General features: G+C 40.6%; 15 protein-coding genes and 1 pseudogene. 12 read left to right on the plus strand and 4 right to left on the minus strand.

Going from position 1 to position 17,996, the window contains the following annotated elements:
* Window positions 1–25 precede the first annotated feature (25 nt).
* On the minus strand, window positions 26–730 hold the full coding sequence (locus tag CGC57_RS06875; RefSeq protein ID WP_095898528.1) for a response regulator transcription factor: 705 nt from the start codon (window positions 728–730) through the stop codon (window positions 26–28).
* An 87-nt stretch (window positions 731–817) separates the two neighbouring features.
* On the opposite strand from CGC57_RS06875, the gene CGC57_RS06880 reads away from it, so the two are divergent.
* Window positions 818–3,046: an FAD-dependent oxidoreductase gene (locus CGC57_RS06880; protein ID WP_095898529.1), complete on the plus strand. Its 2,229-nt coding sequence runs from the start codon at window positions 818–820 to the stop codon at window positions 3,044–3,046.
* A gap of 81 nt (window positions 3,047–3,127) precedes the next feature.
* Window positions 3,128–3,847 carry a nitroreductase family protein gene (locus CGC57_RS06885; protein WP_095898530.1) on the plus strand — a complete coding sequence of 240 codons (720 nt, stop codon included), beginning with the start codon at window positions 3,128–3,130 and terminating at the stop codon, window positions 3,845–3,847.
* Between the two features lie 111 nt (window positions 3,848–3,958).
* Here the strand turns inward: CGC57_RS06885 and CGC57_RS06890 are convergent, their stop codons facing one another.
* On the minus strand, window positions 3,959–5,134 hold the full coding sequence (locus CGC57_RS06890; protein ID WP_095898531.1) for a dicarboxylate/amino acid:cation symporter: 1,176 nt from the start codon (window positions 5,132–5,134) through the stop codon (window positions 3,959–3,961).
* A gap of 75 nt (window positions 5,135–5,209) precedes the next feature.
* The gene (locus tag CGC57_RS06895; RefSeq protein ID WP_095898532.1) at window positions 5,210–6,394 is read right to left on the minus strand and encodes an AraC family transcriptional regulator; all 1,185 of its coding nucleotides are present in this window, start codon (window positions 6,392–6,394) and stop codon (window positions 5,210–5,212) included.
* Window positions 6,395–6,510: 116 nt separating this feature from the next.
* On the opposite strand from CGC57_RS06895, the gene CGC57_RS06900 reads away from it, so the two are divergent.
* From CGC57_RS06900 to CGC57_RS06940, 9 genes and pseudogenes are all read left to right on the plus strand, one after another.
* A complete protein-coding gene (locus tag CGC57_RS06900; protein ID WP_095898533.1) occupies window positions 6,511–6,924 on the plus strand; it encodes a hypothetical protein in 414 nt (137 codons plus the stop codon).
* A 133-nt stretch (window positions 6,925–7,057) separates the two neighbouring features.
* Window positions 7,058–7,921 (plus strand): DNA damage-inducible protein D, encoded by an 864-nt coding sequence (dinD, locus tag CGC57_RS06905; RefSeq protein ID WP_095898534.1) that lies wholly within the window; start codon window positions 7,058–7,060, stop codon window positions 7,919–7,921.
* 140 nt (window positions 7,922–8,061) lie between these two features.
* Window positions 8,062–10,233 (plus strand): glutamine synthetase III family protein, encoded by a 2,172-nt coding sequence (locus CGC57_RS06910; protein WP_095898535.1) that lies wholly within the window; start codon window positions 8,062–8,064, stop codon window positions 10,231–10,233.
* 24 nt (window positions 10,234–10,257) lie between these two features.
* Window positions 10,258–11,190: a DNA adenine methylase gene (locus CGC57_RS06915; RefSeq protein WP_095898536.1), complete on the plus strand. Its 933-nt coding sequence runs from the start codon at window positions 10,258–10,260 to the stop codon at window positions 11,188–11,190.
* The gene (locus CGC57_RS06920) at window positions 11,174–12,010 is read left to right on the plus strand and encodes a type II restriction endonuclease (protein WP_095898537.1); all 837 of its coding nucleotides are present in this window, start codon (window positions 11,174–11,176) and stop codon (window positions 12,008–12,010) included. The genes CGC57_RS06915 and CGC57_RS06920 overlap by 17 nt, the downstream gene beginning before the upstream one ends.
* Window positions 12,011–12,016: 6 nt before the next feature.
* Window positions 12,017–12,553 (plus strand): hypothetical protein, encoded by a 537-nt coding sequence (locus tag CGC57_RS06925; RefSeq protein ID WP_095898538.1) that lies wholly within the window; start codon window positions 12,017–12,019, stop codon window positions 12,551–12,553.
* Window positions 12,554–12,556: 3 nt separating this feature from the next.
* Entirely contained in the window at window positions 12,557–13,354 is a 798-nt protein-coding gene (locus CGC57_RS06930) for a DNA-methyltransferase (protein ID WP_095898539.1), read from the plus strand.
* Window positions 13,355–13,592: 238 nt separating this feature from the next.
* Window positions 13,593–15,933: pseudogene (locus CGC57_RS06935) on the plus strand (TonB-dependent receptor).
* Window positions 15,934–15,971: 38 nt separating this feature from the next.
* Window positions 15,972–16,778 (plus strand): CPBP family intramembrane glutamic endopeptidase, encoded by an 807-nt coding sequence (locus CGC57_RS06940; protein ID WP_095898540.1) that lies wholly within the window; start codon window positions 15,972–15,974, stop codon window positions 16,776–16,778.
* 10 nt (window positions 16,779–16,788) lie between these two features.
* On the opposite strand, the gene CGC57_RS06945 is transcribed toward CGC57_RS06940, so the two are convergent.
* Complete coding sequence (locus CGC57_RS06945; protein WP_095898541.1) at window positions 16,789–17,385, minus strand: peroxiredoxin-like family protein; 597 nt, start codon at window positions 17,383–17,385, stop codon at window positions 16,789–16,791.
* A 250-nt stretch (window positions 17,386–17,635) separates the two neighbouring features.
* Here CGC57_RS06945 and CGC57_RS06950 point away from each other — a divergent pair, with 250 nt between their 5' ends.
* Entirely contained in the window at window positions 17,636–17,944 is a 309-nt protein-coding gene (locus CGC57_RS06950) for a hypothetical protein (RefSeq protein ID WP_095898542.1), read from the plus strand.
* The last annotated feature ends 52 nt before the right edge of the window (window positions 17,945–17,996 follow it).

The raw sequence follows: 17,996 nt of genomic DNA on the forward strand, positions 1-17,996 counted from the left end.
CACCTGTCCCCTAACACCTAATACCCTACAAAAACCCTTTTTTCCTCGCGATGTCAATCGCTTCTATAAGGCTTTCAGCATTGAACTTTTCCCGTATATTTTGTCGGTGTCTATTCACTGTGTAAGTGCTGATGAAGAGCTTTTCAGCTATTTCTTTGCTCGAAAAGCCTTGCGAGGCAAGTGTGAGTATTTCCTTTTCTCGCGGGGTAAGCACAAAATCTTCTTCTTCTATTTTTATGGGCATAATCTCCCCTGTGATACAATGTTTCATTTGCACCCTTACCGGCAAGTTCTCCGATTGGTCAGGGGCAATTTCTATAATGCCTAAGGCGAGGTAATTGTCGTCAGTAACTTCTAATAGTTGCACCTCGTTAGTCACACGCCCATAAGTGCCATCGGTTGCCATTCCGCGATAGTCGTAAATGTATTTGTACTGCACTTGTTCTTCTTTGGGCAAGGACGATAGAAACTCGTAAATCTTCTCATCTATGAGCTCTTTCATTGCCAAATCATCAGGGTGAATGCGTCGTTTCAGCGGATAATCTTGCATTTCACTACTGTCGTTCTTAGGAATATCGTCGTAACCAAAGAGTTTAAACTTATCGGAAATAAAATAGAAATGCTCGTTTTTATCTACTATAAAAACGGCATTATTCCCTATTTTTGCAAGCATTTCGGCATAAGGGATATACTTCTGTGCTAAGATTTTCATAGAAGCTGAGGTACTCATCGTCAATTAAAAATGGTTATTTTTGCGTATTGCCACACTTGCGCAACCGCCGTAATTTTGCCCCAAAATTAATAATTTTTCTCAAATATGAAAAATTACAACAGTATTATTATAGGCAGTGGCTTGGGCGGACTCATCGCTGGAGCTACTTTGTCTCTCTGGGGTAAGAAGGTAATTGTGCTCGAACAACACTATATCGCTGGCGGTTGTGCCACCGCTTTTAAACGCAAAGATTACTTGATGGAAGTAGGTTTGCACGAAATCGACGGACTCCACGAAACCGACCCTAAACGTCCTATCTTAGAACTTTTAGGGGTGTTTAATGAAGTAGAATTTCTAAAAGTACCCGAATTCTACCATTTGAAGAAGCAAAACTTCCAGTGTACTCTACATCACGGGGCAGAAGCCAAAGAAAAACTCATCGCTGATTTTCCCGATAGCAAAGCTGAAATCGAACGCTTTTTTAAACTTATCGATAAGCTTTACGCCGAAATGCGTCGGCTCCCTTGCAACAAATGGCTCAATATATTGCTCTACCCGCTGATGCCTTTCTTGATTCCCACGATCATCAAAATTTCTACAATGAACACAGGTGATTGGCTGGATGCAAATATCAAAGATGAAGCACTCAAAAACGTGCTCACGGCTAATTTGGGTTATTATACCGATGACCCTTATAACCTCTCGCTGATGTACTTCCTGATGGCGCAAGGTAGCTATTTAAAAGGAGGAGGCAACTTTGTGAAAGGGGGTTCGCAATCGCTCTCTAACTACTTGGTGCGCTTTATTGAAAAGCGTGGCGGACAAGTGCTTACGGGTAAATTTGTAGAAGAGATTTTGGTGGAAAACAACCAAGCGGTGGGGGTGAGCTATCGCGATACATTCAACAGTGCGGCAGCTAAAAAATCGCTCTACGCCGATAGTGTGGTCGCCAATGCTGCCCAACCTATAGTCGCCCAGATGCTCCCCGAGCCTTATCGCTCTAAATTAGCGCAAAAGGTAGCGCCTTTAGAACTCGCCTGTTCCTTGCTCACCATTTATTTGGGTTTCAATACCGATTTGAAAAAACTCGGCGTAAACCACTATTCTACCATCATTCAAGGTCAAAAAGACTATAAACTGAAAGATGTAAAAGCCGATTCGCAAGGCGATTGGGCTCAAAAATCATTTACTTTTGTGAATTACGGGGTAGTAGATGCTCAGTTAGCTCCTGAGGGAAAGACGGTAGGAGTAATTTGTGCTATTGATTACCTCAAAGAATGGGAAGGACTCAGTGAAGCGGAATATCAGCAGAAGAAGGAAAGAGTCGCACAGTTGTTTTTAGCCCGTTTAGAAGCCGAATTTCCCACTATTCTTCAGTACTTGGAGTGTTATGAGGTAGCGACTGCCAAAACAATAAAAAGATACACTTTAAACCCGCAGGGCACCCCCTATGGTTATGTGCAATCGGTGAAACAGACTTACCCTAAACGCGATAAGCTCACCACTTCACCGCTGAAAAACTTGTACTTTGCCTCAGCTTGGGCGCCTTCAGGTGGGGGATATTCAGGGGCGATTTACAGCGGTTTTATGACGGCAAACAAGATGAAAACTCAAGTGAAATGGCGTGACTACACACCCTCAACGCTCACCGATGAACGCTGTGTAAAACTCTTAGCCAAAGAAATTATCGCCCATAACACTATCTTGCTCACTTTTGAAAAACCTAAAGATTTGGAATATAAAGCAGGGCAGTATGCTGTTTTGCGCCTCGATAATCCTCGTTATACTGCATTGGATATACCTTTGCGTCCGCTTTCAATGGTCTCTCATCCTAAAGATGACACTTTGCAATTCGCAATGCGCCTCAGCGATAGCAGTTTTAAGAAGAGTATTGCCGCAATGGCAATAGGCGATACTGCTACGATATTCGCCCCTATGGGTAATTTCACTCTTAAAGGAGAAAATAAGCGCATCGTGTTCCTCGCCTCAGGCATTGGCATTACCCCCGTACTCCCGATGCTCAAAACCTTAGCACAACAACAATTTGCAGGTGAAGTAGCAGTGTTTTACTCTAATAAAACCGAAACCTCAGCCGCTTTTCACAGCGAATTACAACACAGCACTTTGGCTAATTATAGCTATCTGCCCGTGTTCACCGCCACCCAAAAGCGCCTCAACGCTACTTTCTTAAAGGAGCATCTCCACACCCTCACCGATTGTGAGTATTACATCGTGGGAACCAATAGCTTTACCAAAGCAATGCAGGAACTCCTTCTCAACGAAAAAGTCCCTGCAGCGTTTATTTTTAAAGATGATTTTGGTTCAGCTTCCTGATGCTTTATTGTCTAAAAACAAATCGGCTAATTTGCTAAAAGTGTAGTGATGTAAATTAATTATCAAATATCAATTATAAATATGTTAAAAGACATTTTAGATTTTAGAAGGGCGGTGCGTTATTACGCTTCTACGCCTATTAGTGAAGAGAAGGTGCAAGAGTGCCTTAAATTGGCTACTCTGGCGCCTACCACCTATAATATGCAGTTGTATGAGGTATATCACATCACCGATAAGGAACTGCTTAAAAAGCTAGGACACGCTTGCCTTGACCAGCAAACGGCTACTACAGCGCAGCAAATGGTAGTATTCGTTGCCCGACAAGACAAACACCGTCTGCACGCCAAGAAGGTTCTAGAGTTTGAACGCGGTAATATACAGCGCAATAGTCCGCCAGAGAAACAAGCCAAGCGCATCAAGGAACAAGAGAAGTTTTACAACCAGCTGATGCCTTTTCTCTTTAGCAGGTGTTTTGGTCTTTTGGGTCTTTTGCGCAAGACTTTTGGGGTAGTTAGCAGTTGGTTTCGCCCTATGATGCAACTCGTTTCTGAAAGTGATATGCGGGTGAATGTACACAAGAGTTGCGGATTGGTAGCGCAAACCTTTATGCTGGCAATGGCAGAAGCAGGCTATGACACCTGCCCTATAGAAGGCTTTGATAGCCGACGTGTAAAAAAGATATTACACCTGCCTTATGGAGCAGAAGTGAATATGCTCGTATCTTGCGGACTGCGTGAAGATCAAGGCATTAGGGGAGAACGTTTTAGGCTTCCTTTTGAAGAAATATACAAAAAGAAATAAGAGCAGTGATTAATGATTAATGGTTAATGATAGGAATTTGACGACAGAGTTTATTCTTGCCTAAAAACAAATCGCCAAATTCCTATCTCTTTTTTATCTCTTACCTCTTATCTAACCCCTCTCCCCTGAGTCCTCTCTCTTTGCAATTTTATCAACAATCAGTGCTACAGCACCGTCGCCAGTAACGTTGCAGGCAGTGCCAAAGCTGTCCATAGCGATATAGAGAGCGACCATCAGTCCTTGCAAACTCTCGTCAAAACCGAGGATAGTGTTCAGTACTCCTAAGGTCGCCATTATGGCACCTCCAGGCACCCCAGGGGCAGCGATCATCACCACGCCCAACATCAGTATAAAGCCGGCAAAGAGAGAAAAATCGTAAGGTACTCCTTGGATCATCATTAGGGCAAGGGCGCAAGCGGTGATTTTCATTGTACTCCCCGATAGGTGAATAGTAGCGCAAAGCGGAATGACAAAGCCGGCGATGCGTTGTGAAATCCCTAATTTTAGCGATTGTCGCAAGGTTACAGGTATGGTAGCTGCTGAGGATTGAGTACCCAAAGCAGTGGCATACGCAGGTAGCATTGTACCCAAGGCTTTGAAAGGATTCTTGCCCGAAATACCCCCTGCAATAAGATACTGAATGATGAGCAAGCAAATGTGCATTACAAAGAGGATAACGATTAGTTTGAAGAACACCTCCATTATAGCAAGCACTTGTCCGCTATAAGTAATTTCAGCAAAAATACACAAGATGTAGAAAGGTAATATAGGGATAATAGCTTTTACAATCAACCATTTGATAATATCGCCAAACTCGCGTATCACATTGGTGAGTTTAGATTCTTCGTTGAACGATAAACCTATCCCTATGATAAACGAGAAAACTAAAGCACTCATCACATCGGCAAGTGGGGGCATTTCAATCGTAAAATAAGGAGCAGATTTCAAACTGTTTTCAGCAAGAGAAGCGAGTTGTTCGCCTTGTAAGAGTGAAGGGAAGATAGCCTCGCCCACTAAATAAGTAGAAAAACCTGAAAATAGCGTAAAAACATAGGCAATCCCTACCGTGATGAGCAATAGTTTACCCGCATTCTTGCCTAAATCGGCGATAGAAGGCATAATGAGTCCCATCATGATCAAGGGGATAGCAAACTTGAGGAAATTGCTAAATAATGATTGAAAAGTGAGAAGTATGCGGTATAACCATTCTGGTGCATAGTTGCCGAGGAGTATTCCTAAGAGGATACCACAAATCACCCTCACGAGAAGATTGTTGAAGATTTTCATAGCTCACTAATATTTTATAATTAATTGAAAGCGACAAAAGTATAAAATAATTAGCAAATTAGCAAATTTTACTTTTTAGCTTAAAAACTCACTTGGGGTTTTTCCTTTAAATTTCTTAAAAACCTGATTGAAAGAAGATTTTGAGTTAAACCCCGCTTCAAAAGCAAGTCCTAAGAGGTTAAAATTCTTATCGGTATCTTTTTTAGCCAAATCGATAAACTCTTCCACGCGGTAGCTGTTCACAAAATCGTAGAAATTCTTTTCTTCGTATTGGTTGATAATTTGCGATAGGTGATTAGGCAGTACGCCTAACCTTTCCGCTAATTGTGCCAAAGAGAGTTTAGGCTCGAGGTAAGGTTTTTCAGTTTGCATTAGTCGCAAAAGCTGTTGGTGTAGTTCGGGCGCTTCTTCAGCTTTCAAGCCCGATTTGCGATACTCAGGCGCTTTGGTTTCCTCTTCAAAATTATTAAAATTCTCTACTTCCTCCACCTTGTCAGTCCCGTCCGACTTGTCTGAGAGATTGGTCACCCTCCCTGCACCACTCGCACTAAAAATCCCCTGATAGCGTATGCCCCAAAAGCCAATCGCAAAGATAAATAGTATAAACAGCGCAAAGGCTATGATTTCTATATTAAATCCCGTGTCTATTTCTAAAGAATATTCCACCACATACACCGTTACCAATACTGTTACAATAGCCACAAAACCTAACAATAGCAACTGCAACCACTGCAAGCTAATCCCCTCATTATAGCCAAAATTCTCACCTATCACCCGCTCATAGTGGTTAATTTTCCGATAAGCTAATACAAAATACACCCCACTCACCACCACAAAAGCAATGAACGAAAGGGTAAAAAACCACTGATAATCACTGTGATAATCAGCGCTATCAGTTATTGCCTTTTCTTCTGCCGAATAGCCAAATAAAAAGGGGAACATCGCTATATAGCCTACTGCAAAGGGCAGGAAGTGCAAAGTGTCGCGCCAATGAAAGCGTTGGTCTTCACGCGCACACACCGATACGTACAAATACACAAAAGGCGCAAAAAGCAGTGGAAAAGGATGGGTAGCTCCTACCAAATGCGGGTATTTCTCCCAATAACCCAAATAGTGCAGATAGTAGTTCAGCAGGTAAATACCAATGCACGTAAGCCATACCCCCAACACCTTATCCGGTAGGGATTGAGACTTTTTAGAAAACAGCAGTATCGCCAAGAAAAAACACAAAAAGATGCCAATGGTAAAGAGCGTATTCATTCTTTTTTCAGTTTGAAAGTGCAAATATAAGAAAAATTTAGTACTTTTGTCATCTAAATGCTTCAGCACTACCCTCTAACTCAACCTTTAAACCCTAATAACTAAATAACAAAACAATGAAAAGAACAATTTTAACACTGTTGATTGCACTTGCTATTGTAGCTTGTAGCAAAGAGGACATCAAAAAAATGGAAGGTAAAGTAGATGTAACTGTTTACTTAAAAGATGCCAATGGCATCCCTCTAAAGAATTGGGTGATCTACGCCTATGACCAGTGGGCTTGGGAACACAAAAATGGCTCAAAACCTACTTTCCACGCCAAATCAATGGCAACTGACGACGAAGGAAAAGCAATTTTTACCCTTAGTGTAGATAAATTTGATGAGCGTGAAGTGTATCATTTTGTAGTGTATTACAACCAGAACAAGCAGAACCTTTCAGGTGATGATGTAACCGGAAATACTTTAAAAACCAGCAAAGCCGTTACCCTCAAATCAAAGGATAACGCCCCTATTACCCTGCAGTTGTAGGGGGTTAGGTTTCAGGTGTTAGGTATCAGGTTTCAGGGGGTGGTGTCCGCCTCCTCTGACTAGTCCGCCTTGTCTGACCTCGCCCTACTCGCCCAACCTTTTCAATAAAATTGCCCGTGTGGCTCACACTATTATGGATAAGAATAGTATTCTACAGTACAAAAACCAATTCGATAGCATTACACATCATATAGAGAGTGAAGATGCCAAAGAGAAAATAGAAGTATGGTTTGCCCGTGAATTACAAACCATATTGGGCTATGCCCGTTGGGAAAACTTTTTGGTGGCTATACACCGAGCAGTAGCTTCGTGTAAGTCGCAACAAATCAATGTAGATGATCATTTTCGTGAGGTCACGAAAATGATCGAGATTGGTAAAGGAGGAAAGCGTGAAGTAGTAGATTTTATGCTTACTCGTTATGCCTGCTATCTCATTGCTCAGAATGGCGACCCTAAAAAGGAGGAAGTAGCTTTTGCTCAGAGTTATTTTGCCGTACAAACCCGTAAGGCAGAACTCATTGAAGAACGGCTTAACTTGCTTTCTCGTTTAGAAACACGTGATAAACTCAGAAGTGCCGAAAAGCAACTCTCACAGAATATTTATGAGCGTGGCGTTGACGATAAAGGCTTTGCGCGTATCCGCTCCAAAGGCGATACCGCTCTTTTTGGCGGACATACTACTGAGGATATGAAGCTGCGGTTAGGGGTAAAAGCTAACAGACCTTTAGCCGATTTCCTGCCAACCCTTACCATTGCCGCTAAGAACCTCGCTACCGAAATGACCAATTACAATGTCGAGAATAACGATCTGCACGGCGAACCTGCTATCACACAGGAGCACGTACAGAATAATAAAAGTGTCCGACAAATGTTAGGACAACGTGGTATCAAGCCAGAAGAATTGCCTCCCGCTGAAGATATTAAGAAATTAGAACGCAAAGTAGCACGTGATGAGAAAACAATTGCCGAAAACTCTCAAAAATTACCTAAAATATAACCATTAACTTTTAGTCATTAGTCAGAATTCTCTATCAAATTTGTCCGACTTGTCTGCCTCGTCTGACCTCGTCCTACTCGATCAACCTTTTCAATAAAACTGGCCGTGTGGCTCACACCTAACCCCCTAACACCTAGAAAATGCTAAGATTTACCGCTCTTACTACCGCACAAAACCGCAAACCGGTGGCGGTACCCGAAAATGGCAAACGCTCCGAACTGTTTGCCCAAAATGTATTCAACGAAGAGGATATGCGCCAACTGATGACCCGCGATGCCTTTGCCGCTGTAATGAACGCTATTCACAATGGCACTAAAATAGACCGCCGTGTAGCCGATCAAGTGGCGACCGCTATGCGCGATTGGGCAATCTCCAAAGGCGCTACCCACTATACCCACTGGTTTCAACCTCTTACAGGAGGCACTGCCGAAAAACACGACGCTTTCTTTGAGCCCGTTACCCGCGACCGTGCTATCGAACGCTTCGGGGGCGGACAGCTGGTTCAACAAGAATCTGATGCTTCCAGCTTCCCCAATGGCGGTATCCGCAATACTTTTGAGGCACGGGGCTACACCGCTTGGGATCCTTCTTCACCGCCTTTTGTCTACGGCACCGTGCTTTGTATCCCTACAATCTTCATCGCCTATACTGGTGAGGCGTTAGACAATAAAACGCCACTGCTCAAAGCTCTTAGCGCTCTCGACCAAGCAGCTACCGAGGTAGCCCGCTATTTCGACAAAAATGTGAGCAAAGTAACCACTACCTTAGGTTGTGAGCAAGAGTACTTCCTCATCGATAAAGCCCTTGCCAATACCCGCCCCGATTTGATGATTACCGGCAGAACCCTCTTAGGGCATCAAGCGGCAAAAGGACAACAGCTGGACGACCATTATTTAGGGGCAATTCCCAGCCGTGTGTTAGCTTTTATGCGCGATTTGGAGCAAGAGTGCCTATTGCTCGGTATCCCCGTGAAAACGCGCCATAATGAGGTCGCACCTAACCAGTTTGAATTGGCGCCTATTTTTGAAGAAGCCAACCTTGCTGTCGATCAAAACTCCCTGCTGATGGACGTGATGCGCAAGGTAGCCGAGCGCCACGACTTTGTAATTCTCTTCCACGAAAAACCCTTTGCAGGGGTGAATGGGTCGGGTAAGCACAACAACTGGTCGCTTGTAACCGATACGGGCGTAAACCTCTTAGCACCCAGCAAAACGCCTATCAAGAACCTGCAATTCCTCACTTTCTTCATCTGCACTATCAAGGCAGTATGTGAATATGAACCTTTGTTAAGAGCCTCAGTGGCATCAGCAACTAATGATTACCGATTAGGTGCCAATGAAGCACCGCCTGCCATTGTATCGGTGTTTATAGGCGAACAGCTTACTCAAGTGTTAGATGCCCTAGAGGTATCGTCTGATAACTTATCTCCTGAGGAAAAAACCGAACTCAAACTGAACGTAGTAGGCAAAATACCCGACCTCTTCCTCGACACTACCGACCGCAATCGCACCTCACCTTTCGCCTTTACGGGCAACAAGTTCGAGTTCCGTGCAGTGGGCTCTAAAGCCAACTGTGGCAAGCCTACAATGGTACTGAGCACCATTGTAGCTCAACAGCTCACCGAGTTTAAAAAAGCAGTTGATGCACTTATCGAAGGGGGCAAGAAGAAAGAAGATGCGATTTTTAAAGTGTTGCGCCGCTACATTAAGGAAAGTAAGAAAATACGCTTTGAGGGCGATGGTTATAGCAAAGAATGGGAAGAGGAAGCTGCCCGTCGTGGTTTGAGTAATCATAAAACTACTCCTGAAGCACTGAAAGAAAACATCAGTGAGAAGGCTGTGGCTTTGTTTGAAAGTATAGGGGTACTCAGCAAAGTAGAGCTTTTGGCGCGTTATGAAATTGGCTTAGAAGAATACGTGAAAACCGTACAGATAGAATCGCGTGTATTAGGCGATATTGCCCGTAATCACGTGGTGCCTACTGCGGTGCGTTACCAAAACACCCTTATTGAAAACGTGAAAGGCTTAAAAGAAATCTTTGGCGATAGTTATCAAGAAGTAGCTGCCGAGCAAATGGAGCTCATACGCCATATTTCCGAGCATATCAAGGTGATCCACAGTCAGGTAGAGGCAATGGTGGAGGCGCGCAAGCACGCCAATCACCTTCCCGACTTTGAAGCCAAAGCCGATGCTTATTGCAATAAGGTCAAACCTTTCTTTGAGATAATACGCTACCATTGCGACAAACTCGAACTTATGGTAGACGACGAACTTTGGACACTCACCAAATACCGCGAATTGTTGTTTAACTAAACAAAAGCGTAGATAAAAAATTAAATGAGAAAGAACACAAATCACATAGCAAAACCTTTCTTAAAATGGGCAGGAGGTAAAACACAACTCATAGAACAAATCAAAAATAATTTACCTAATTTTGTTCATAATGAGAATTTTACCTACATAGAACCTTTTGTAGGGAGTGGAGCTGTCTTATTTTGGTTACTCAATGAGTTTCCTAATATGAAAAAAGCAATAATCAATGATATCAACAAAGATTTGATAGATACTTATTCCACTATTGCCGAAAATCCCGATCAGTTAATAGCGATTCTTGAACATTTACAAAAAGAATACCACGCTTTAGAAGATCAACAAGAGGCTAAAAAAGCATACTATTATGAGAAAAGAGCCTTGTTTAATAGCAGAAATGAAGAAAAACTAAACCAATCAGCCTTATTTATATTCTTAAATCGCACTTGTTTCAATGGTTTATATCGTGTAAATAGTAAAAATGAGTTCAATGTGCCCATAGGTAGTTACAAACGTCCTATGATTTGCGATAAAGAAAACATTTTAGCAGTAAGTAAAGCATTGCAAAAGGTGGAAATTATATGTGGTGATTTCGAGCAAACTATTCAATATGCCGAGGGGAACACCTTGTTCTACTTTGATCCACCTTACAAACCTTTGAGCGAGACCTCTAACTTCAATGCTTATGCAAAAGACAATTTTGACGATAACGAACAAATTAGATTAAGAGATTTCTGCCAAAAATTAGACAACTTGAATCACTATTGGATACTCAGCAATTCAGATGTAAAAGGAAAAGACGAAAACAATCATTTTTTTGATGAACTATATGCTGACTTTGAAATAAAACGCGTATTAGCCAAAAGAAGTATCAATGCTAACCCTGAAAAGCGAGGGGTATTAAATGAATTATTAATTACAAATTACAACCAATTTAAAAATTATGAAAGAGCAATTTAAAACATTCTTATCACAGCTTAGTGAAACCAATGCAACTCTTGATTATTTTGTAGATTTTCAGAAAGTAATAGGGAATGTAAGAAAAATAGCTTTAAAACTCAATCAGCTAAATTACCTTATAGGAAAAGATAATTTAGAAGAAGCTATAAATGAACTTTATGAAGAAAATCCAAAAGTATTTGAAGTGTTGGATATTCTAATTGCAGTACGTAATAAAAATACTAAAATATTGGATAATATAGGCAAAATAGTTTCATTAGAAAATTATTTTACTTCTCCTAAAAGTATTTTAGAATACATTTGCGAAACTAGATTAGCTGAGGTTTTCAAAAATAAAGAAATTACTAATTTAGTGGATTATGTTTTTGGAATTGAAGTAGGTTTAGACACTAATGCTCGTAAAAATAGAGGAGGAGACAATATGTCTAAGGCAGTATCATTACTTTTTGATAGAGAAGAGGTATACTATAAAAAAGAAGTAAATAGCACTTTATTTCTTGATATAGAAAGTCTTGGTGTTGATGTAAAACGTTTTGACTTTGTTATTAAGACAAAGAAAAAAACGTATTTGATAGAAACCAACTTTTATAATACAGGAGGATCAAAACTCAATGAAGTTGCAAGAGCTTATTCAGAAGTAGCTCCTAAAATCAATCAGTATGAGAATTATGAATTTGTTTGGATAACCGATGGACAAGGTTGGCTTTCAGCAAAAAACAAATTAGAGGAAGCCTACAATGCCATTCCAAGTGTTTATAACCTTACTACTTTAAATAAGTTTGTTGAAAAAGTAAAAAAAGAAGAAACTATTAAATTTTAAAAGAATATGGCTATTAGACAAGATAAATCAATTTCATCAAATATCCCTTCTATTGATAATATTAATGATAAAACTTCATTAAGAAAATATATCTTAAATATATGGATAAATGAAAAACCAAATCAAAAGTATAGATATTTCGTTGAAAATCTAAATAATGGACAAGAAAGAATATATCTTGAAAGACCTGGTAAATTAAATAAGGGATGTGATTTTATTATTTATATAGAAAATCACATTCTTTATAAAAATGGTAATGACAAACCTCCTGCTCATAATTTTATCATTAACGATTTATCTGATAAAAAAAGCAAACTTTCTCCAAAAGAATGGCATTCATTACTTAAAGCAATAGAATCAATCTATAATTGTGATCCATTTAATACATCTTTTATTTTTTGTAATAATTTACCTGATATTGATGAAGGAGAATCTTATGAGCTGATTTTAAAACTTCTGAGATGGTTATTCATAGAACAAGATATTACATATTGGTCTGGAAAAGGAAGAAAAATGTTGTATGATGAAATTTTAAAATTATAACAAATGCTTACCCCCTATTTCAAATCTCAAGACAAATCATTTTACCTCCTTCACGGAGATACGATGGAACTATTGCCACAGTTTCATCACAAGTTTGATATGGTCTTTGCAGATCCTCCTTATTTTTTATCAAACGGAGGACTTACTGTAAATAATGGCGAGATTGTAAGCGTTAATAAAGGAGATTGGGATAAGTCAAAAGGAATAGCTTTTGTAAATGATTTTAATAGACAATGGCTTACTTTAGTACGCGAAGTGATGAAAGAAGACGCTACTATTTGGATTAGTGGCACGATGCACAATATCTTTTCAGTAGGGCAAATACTTACAGAATTAGGTTTTAAAATACTCAATATTATCACTTGGGAGAAAACCAATCCACCCCCTAACTTTTCTTGTAGGTATTTTACCCACTCTACTGAGCACATCGTTTGGGCAAGAAAAGAAGAAAAAACGCCTCATTACTTCAATTACGAACTAATGAAAGAACTGAATGGTAATAAACAAATGAAAGATGTATGGCGTTTTCCCGCTATTGCTCCTTGGGAAAAGTCGTGTGGCAAGCACCCCACTCAAAAACCCTTATCAGTACTTACAAGACTTATTTTAGCTTCTACCCAACCTAATGCTTGGATATTAGACCCTTTTACAGGGAGTTCAACTACAGGTATTGCAGCTAATTTGCAAGGTAGAAAATTTGTTGGTATTGATAAAGAACAAGAGTTTTTAGAGCTGAGCAGAAACAGAAAATTAGAAATACAAAACCCTGATATATTTAAAAAATACAAATCCCGATTATAAAAAACTAATGGCTATAGCTTTCTATTTGTATATTTTTCTATATAACATACTCTAAAAGTAAATGATTGTCAGAGCTATCAACTTTGCTAAAATTTCTTACCCATACAGCTCGTCATTCGTCTCTCGTCATTCGTCCCTCGTCATTCGTCATTAAAAAAAGCGTCCATTCCCTCACGCTTGGGCGATGCACTTCATTTTGCGCTGTACTTTTGCCCCAGAATTTTAAAAGTATTACGCAATGAAAACCTTTTTGAACATCGCCCTTTTTTTAGTGCTTCCGCTTGTAGCACATTCGCAAGATATTACCCAAACACTTAGGGGTACTATTTATGACCAAAGTACTCACGAACCTCTCATAGGAGCTACCATAGTGGTACAAAACTCTCAGCCAGTTATCGGTACGACTACCGATGAGGCGGGAAAACTTTTCGATAGCTAACCTCCCCTTAGGAAGGGTGAGTTTAGAAATCTCTTATATAGGCTATGAGAGCCGCGTGATTCCCGAACTGCTCATTACTTCAGCCAAAGAAGTAGTGCTTAGTATCGCTCTTAAAGAAGCCGCCACTGAGCTTGAAGGCGTGGAGGTAGTAGCGGGTATCCGCAAGGAGAAAGCCCTCAATGCAATGGCTACCGTGAGTGCCCGCACCTTTTCGGTAGAGGAAACACAGCGCTATGCTGGCGGACTTAGTGACCCTGCGCGTTTGGCGTCTGCCTTTGCGGGGGTCTCTACGGGTAACTTGCAGGACAACTCTATTGTCGTGCGCGGTAATGCCCCACAAGGCGTGCAATGGCGATTGGAAGGTGTGGAAATCCCTTCACCTCAGCATTTTTCTGGCGGAAATGTCATCGGGGGCGGACTGGTGACGCTTTTTAGCAATCAGGTGATTGGAAATTCCGATTTTCTTACAGGGGCTTTCCCTGCCGAGTATGGCAATGCGCTCGCAGCTGTTTTTGATGTGAAAATGCGCACCGGCAATACTTCCCGCTATGAACATACGGCACAAGTGGGCGTATTGGGGCTCGACTTTGCTTCCGAAGGTCCGCTTTCACGTGCCAAAGGTTCTTCTTATCTCTTCAACTATCGCTATTCTACTTTGGGATTACTCAGTGATTTGAAAATCAACAAAACCGGTCAGCGTATTAAGTACCAAGACCTTTCCTTTAAATTGAATTTCCCTACCGAAAAAGCAGGTACATTCTCTCTTTGGGGTATCGGGGGGATTGACAACACCCATAAAGATGCTTTGAGCGCTCCTGCCGACTGGAAAACCGATATCGACCGTGTGAATAACAATTGGGATACTTATGTGGGTACAGTAGGGTTGCGCCACCAAATCACCGCTGGCGAGCGCAGTTTTGTAGAATCACACCTCGCTTTTTCGGGTACTGACGACCGTATTAGCACCGATTATCTTTCCGATGATGCTTCTGTATTCCACCCCGATAGCCGACTTAAAAAACAAAACGGAACGCTCACTTTGGCGACCTCGCTCACTCATAAGTTTTCTCCCTTGGCTACTTTGAAGGTGGGAGTTACCAGCAAACAACTTTTCTACAAGTATAACCTCAGCGCTGCACAGGATTATGTGCCTTCCACTTATGCGCGTATCGTCAATTCGGCTGGTAATACACATCTTACCGAAGGTTATGCCCAACTGAAATACCAGCTATCGCCTGCCCTTTTGGCTAACGTAGGGTTGCGCGCTCACTACTTTGGTTTGAGTAAAGAACTCTCTCTTGAAAGCAGAGCGGGATTGGCTTGGAAACTTTCCGATAAACACAGTTTGAGCTTTGGTTATGGCAAACACTCTCAGCCCGAAGATTTGAATGTGTATATGATAGAAGTAGGGGGTGTAGCTGTGAATAAGGATTTGAAGCTGAGCGATGCACATCATTTTGTGTTAGGTTACGACTGGATGCTTACTGATAAATTGCGTTTCAAAGCCGAAGCCTATTACCAATATCTGTGGAATGTACCAGGGGAAGAGGGTACCAGCTATTCGCTTATCAATTTGCGACGAGCCTTGTATCTCAACAAAGCACTTGTGAATAATACCAAAGGACGCAATTACGGTATCGACCTTACTTTGGAACGCTTTTTAGGTGACAATTATTATTACCTTATCACGGGCTCTATCTTCAAATCCGAATATAAAGCGGGTGATAATGTGTGGCGTAATACCCGCTATAACAAAGGTTTTGTGCTGAATGCCCTCTTTGGTAAAGAATTCTATTTTGCCAATAACCGCAAGGTGCTTGATGTGAATGCGCGTGTGAGTGTAACCGGAGGCGAGCGTTACAGTCCGATTTTGGAAAGCCAATCGGTAACCCAAAAACGTGTGATATACGATGAAAGTCGGGCTTTTAGCGAGCAATTCAGCACCCTTACCTACGCCGACCTTACCGTGAATTACCGCATCAACCACCGCAAGAGCAGTAGTGTGTTCTCTTTCCAGATGAAGAATGTACTCGGGGCGCCTATCTATATCGACCATAATTACAATTACCAAACCGGCGCAATTGAGCTCAGCAAAGCTACTTTGGTGATTCCTAATATCAGTTATAAAATAGAATTTTAACTTCTTATCTCTTACCTCTTATCTCTTATCTAAATAAAATGAAAAAATATAATCACCCTATTTTGTTTTTCACCCTTTCCCTTGTGATTCCTTGGGTATTGTGGTTTGTGGTGGCTTATTGGAGTCACCAACCTAAAGCACCTAATGCTTTTTGGACAGGCTTTTTTGAATTGGCAGGTTTGTTAGCGCCTATGGGAGTGGCTACCTACCTCTTTACACGCAATAAAGAGCTCTTAACCGACCTCAAAACGCGTTTTGTAGGCAAAAAATTGCTCACCAACCGCTATTTTTGGATTACCCTCTTGTTTCCACCCCTTTCCATTGTGGTGGCACAACTACTTTCGCTTGATTTAGGGCATAGTCTTGACCAGTTTTACATTTCGGGACAGCCTAGTTTCAGTTCAGCGCCCTTCAATGCTTGGGTTGTGCTCTGTTTGGCGCCAGTGTTCGAAGAATTAGCTTGGCATACTTACGGCACTGATGCTTTGCGCAGTAGGTGGAGTTTGTTCACCTCATCGGTTATCTTTACCGTGTATTGGGGCTTGTGGCATTTGCCCTTGTTTTTTGTAAAAGACTATTACCAAAGCAATGTACAAGCGGAAGGGTGGATTTATTCAGCTAACTTTTTTGTGAGTCTGTTTTCCTTTGTGTTTATCATCAACTGGTTGTATTACAAGTCGGGGCGCAATGTACTAATAGCCATATTATTTCATTTGGTAGCCAATATTTCTAACGAAATCTTCGCCACCCACCCTGATAGCAAACTCATACAAACAGGCTTATTCGCCCTACTCGTGGGATATATATTAGTGAAAGAGAGACGATTGTTTTTTAGTGAAGAGTGAAGATTTTTGTTTACTTCATTTCCTTTAACTTTTTAATAACCTCTTCAGGATTAGCTCTTTGGGTGTAATCGGAATTGACAAAAGCATATTGTATCAACCCTTTTTGATCAATAATGTAAGTAGCAGGCATAGGTAGTTGGTTCAAATGATTACCATTATAAACTGATAAACCAAAACCTTGCTCATAGCGAGTGGCAGTAGCTTCATCTAAAGTGAAAACCAATCCATAAGAACGCGCAACCTCATTATTAAGGTCTGTTAGAACTTCAAATCGCAAGTGATGTTTTTCTTTGGTTGATAAGCTATAATCGGGAAGTTCAGGGGTTAAAGCTATAAAAATAGCCCCTTGAGCTTTGAGTTCGGGTAAGGCTTCTTGCCAGCTTTGTAACGCACGATTGCAGTACGGACACCAACCACCGCGATACCAAGTAAGTACCACATTTCCTTTTTTTAACAAAGCAGAGAGTTTTACTTTTTTGCCTAAAGCATTTTTAAGTGTAAAATTAGGTGCTTTATCGCCTACTTTTAGTGCTTTGGAAGCATCTTGCCCATAAATAGGCACTACTGTCAATAGGACAGCAAATAATAGTGTTTTAAGTATTTTCATTAGTTAAATAAAATTAAAAATCTGTAAAATATTATCAAAAATTATACCGTTGTCCTAAATCTCTTAGGTAGATTTTTATCTGTTTTTATGGCAAATATTTAGCTCAAATGATTTAAATTTTAGTATATTTGCGCATTCATTTAATGTGAGTTGCAGTTTAAGTTGTGCCCCCGCTGGCACGAGTCAGTAAGAGAAATCCTTTAGACTTTATACCTAATATAACACACAGAAACAAAAAACTATTTTCAATATGACTATTGTAGAACTTATAAAGCAAATCAAACCTATTCCTGGACTGTTCATTAGAAAACATAGTATATTCAGCCTCGAAGTATTTATTGATGGTTGGTGTTATCGTGATACCAAGGAAGATGTAAAAGCTAGTGTCTTATACACAGAATTTTATGAATGGCTACAAGAAAAATACAAAGTAGGAGGTAGTGGAGGCTGGGCAGATATCCTTTATTATAAATTTGAAACAGAAGAAAAGGCTTTGGATGAGTTCTTCGTCTTATTCAATACTTTTCATAAAGAAAAATACAAAACAAGTCTATGGTAAAGGGTAATATTTAAAAATGCAACATACTAATACAAAAGATTTCTATTGGCAA

The organism is Capnocytophaga sputigena (genome assembly GCF_002302495.1).
Taxonomy (GTDB): Bacteria; Bacteroidota; Bacteroidia; order Flavobacteriales; family Flavobacteriaceae; genus Capnocytophaga; species Capnocytophaga sputigena.

Bases quoted from the DNA above. Each gene is read 5' to 3' on its own strand.
- CGC57_RS06875 (WP_095898528.1), bottom strand. From the start codon at position 730: ATGAGTACCTCAGCTTCTATGAAAATCTTAGCACAGAAGTATATCCCT.
- CGC57_RS06880 (WP_095898529.1), top strand. From the start codon at position 818: ATGAAAAATTACAACAGTATTATTATAGGCAGTGGCTTGGGCGGACTC.
- CGC57_RS06885 (WP_095898530.1), top strand. From the start codon at position 3,128: ATGTTAAAAGACATTTTAGATTTTAGAAGGGCGGTGCGTTATTACGCT.
- CGC57_RS06890 (WP_095898531.1), bottom strand. From the start codon at position 5,134: ATGAAAATCTTCAACAATCTTCTCGTGAGGGTGATTTGTGGTATCCTC.
- CGC57_RS06895 (WP_095898532.1), bottom strand. From the start codon at position 6,394: ATGAATACGCTCTTTACCATTGGCATCTTTTTGTGTTTTTTCTTGGCG.
- CGC57_RS06900 (WP_095898533.1), top strand. From the start codon at position 6,511: ATGAAAAGAACAATTTTAACACTGTTGATTGCACTTGCTATTGTAGCT.
- dinD (WP_095898534.1), top strand. From the start codon at position 7,058: ATGGATAAGAATAGTATTCTACAGTACAAAAACCAATTCGATAGCATT.
- CGC57_RS06910 (WP_095898535.1), top strand. From the start codon at position 8,062: ATGCTAAGATTTACCGCTCTTACTACCGCACAAAACCGCAAACCGGTG.
- CGC57_RS06915 (WP_095898536.1), top strand. From the start codon at position 10,258: ATGAGAAAGAACACAAATCACATAGCAAAACCTTTCTTAAAATGGGCA.
- CGC57_RS06920 (WP_095898537.1), top strand. From the start codon at position 11,174: ATGAAAGAGCAATTTAAAACATTCTTATCACAGCTTAGTGAAACCAAT.
- CGC57_RS06925 (WP_095898538.1), top strand. From the start codon at position 12,017: ATGGCTATTAGACAAGATAAATCAATTTCATCAAATATCCCTTCTATT.
- CGC57_RS06930 (WP_095898539.1), top strand. From the start codon at position 12,557: ATGCTTACCCCCTATTTCAAATCTCAAGACAAATCATTTTACCTCCTT.
- CGC57_RS06940 (WP_095898540.1), top strand. From the start codon at position 15,972: ATGAAAAAATATAATCACCCTATTTTGTTTTTCACCCTTTCCCTTGTG.
- CGC57_RS06945 (WP_095898541.1), bottom strand. From the start codon at position 17,385: ATGAAAATACTTAAAACACTATTATTTGCTGTCCTATTGACAGTAGTG.
- CGC57_RS06950 (WP_095898542.1), top strand. From the start codon at position 17,636: ATGACTATTGTAGAACTTATAAAGCAAATCAAACCTATTCCTGGACTG.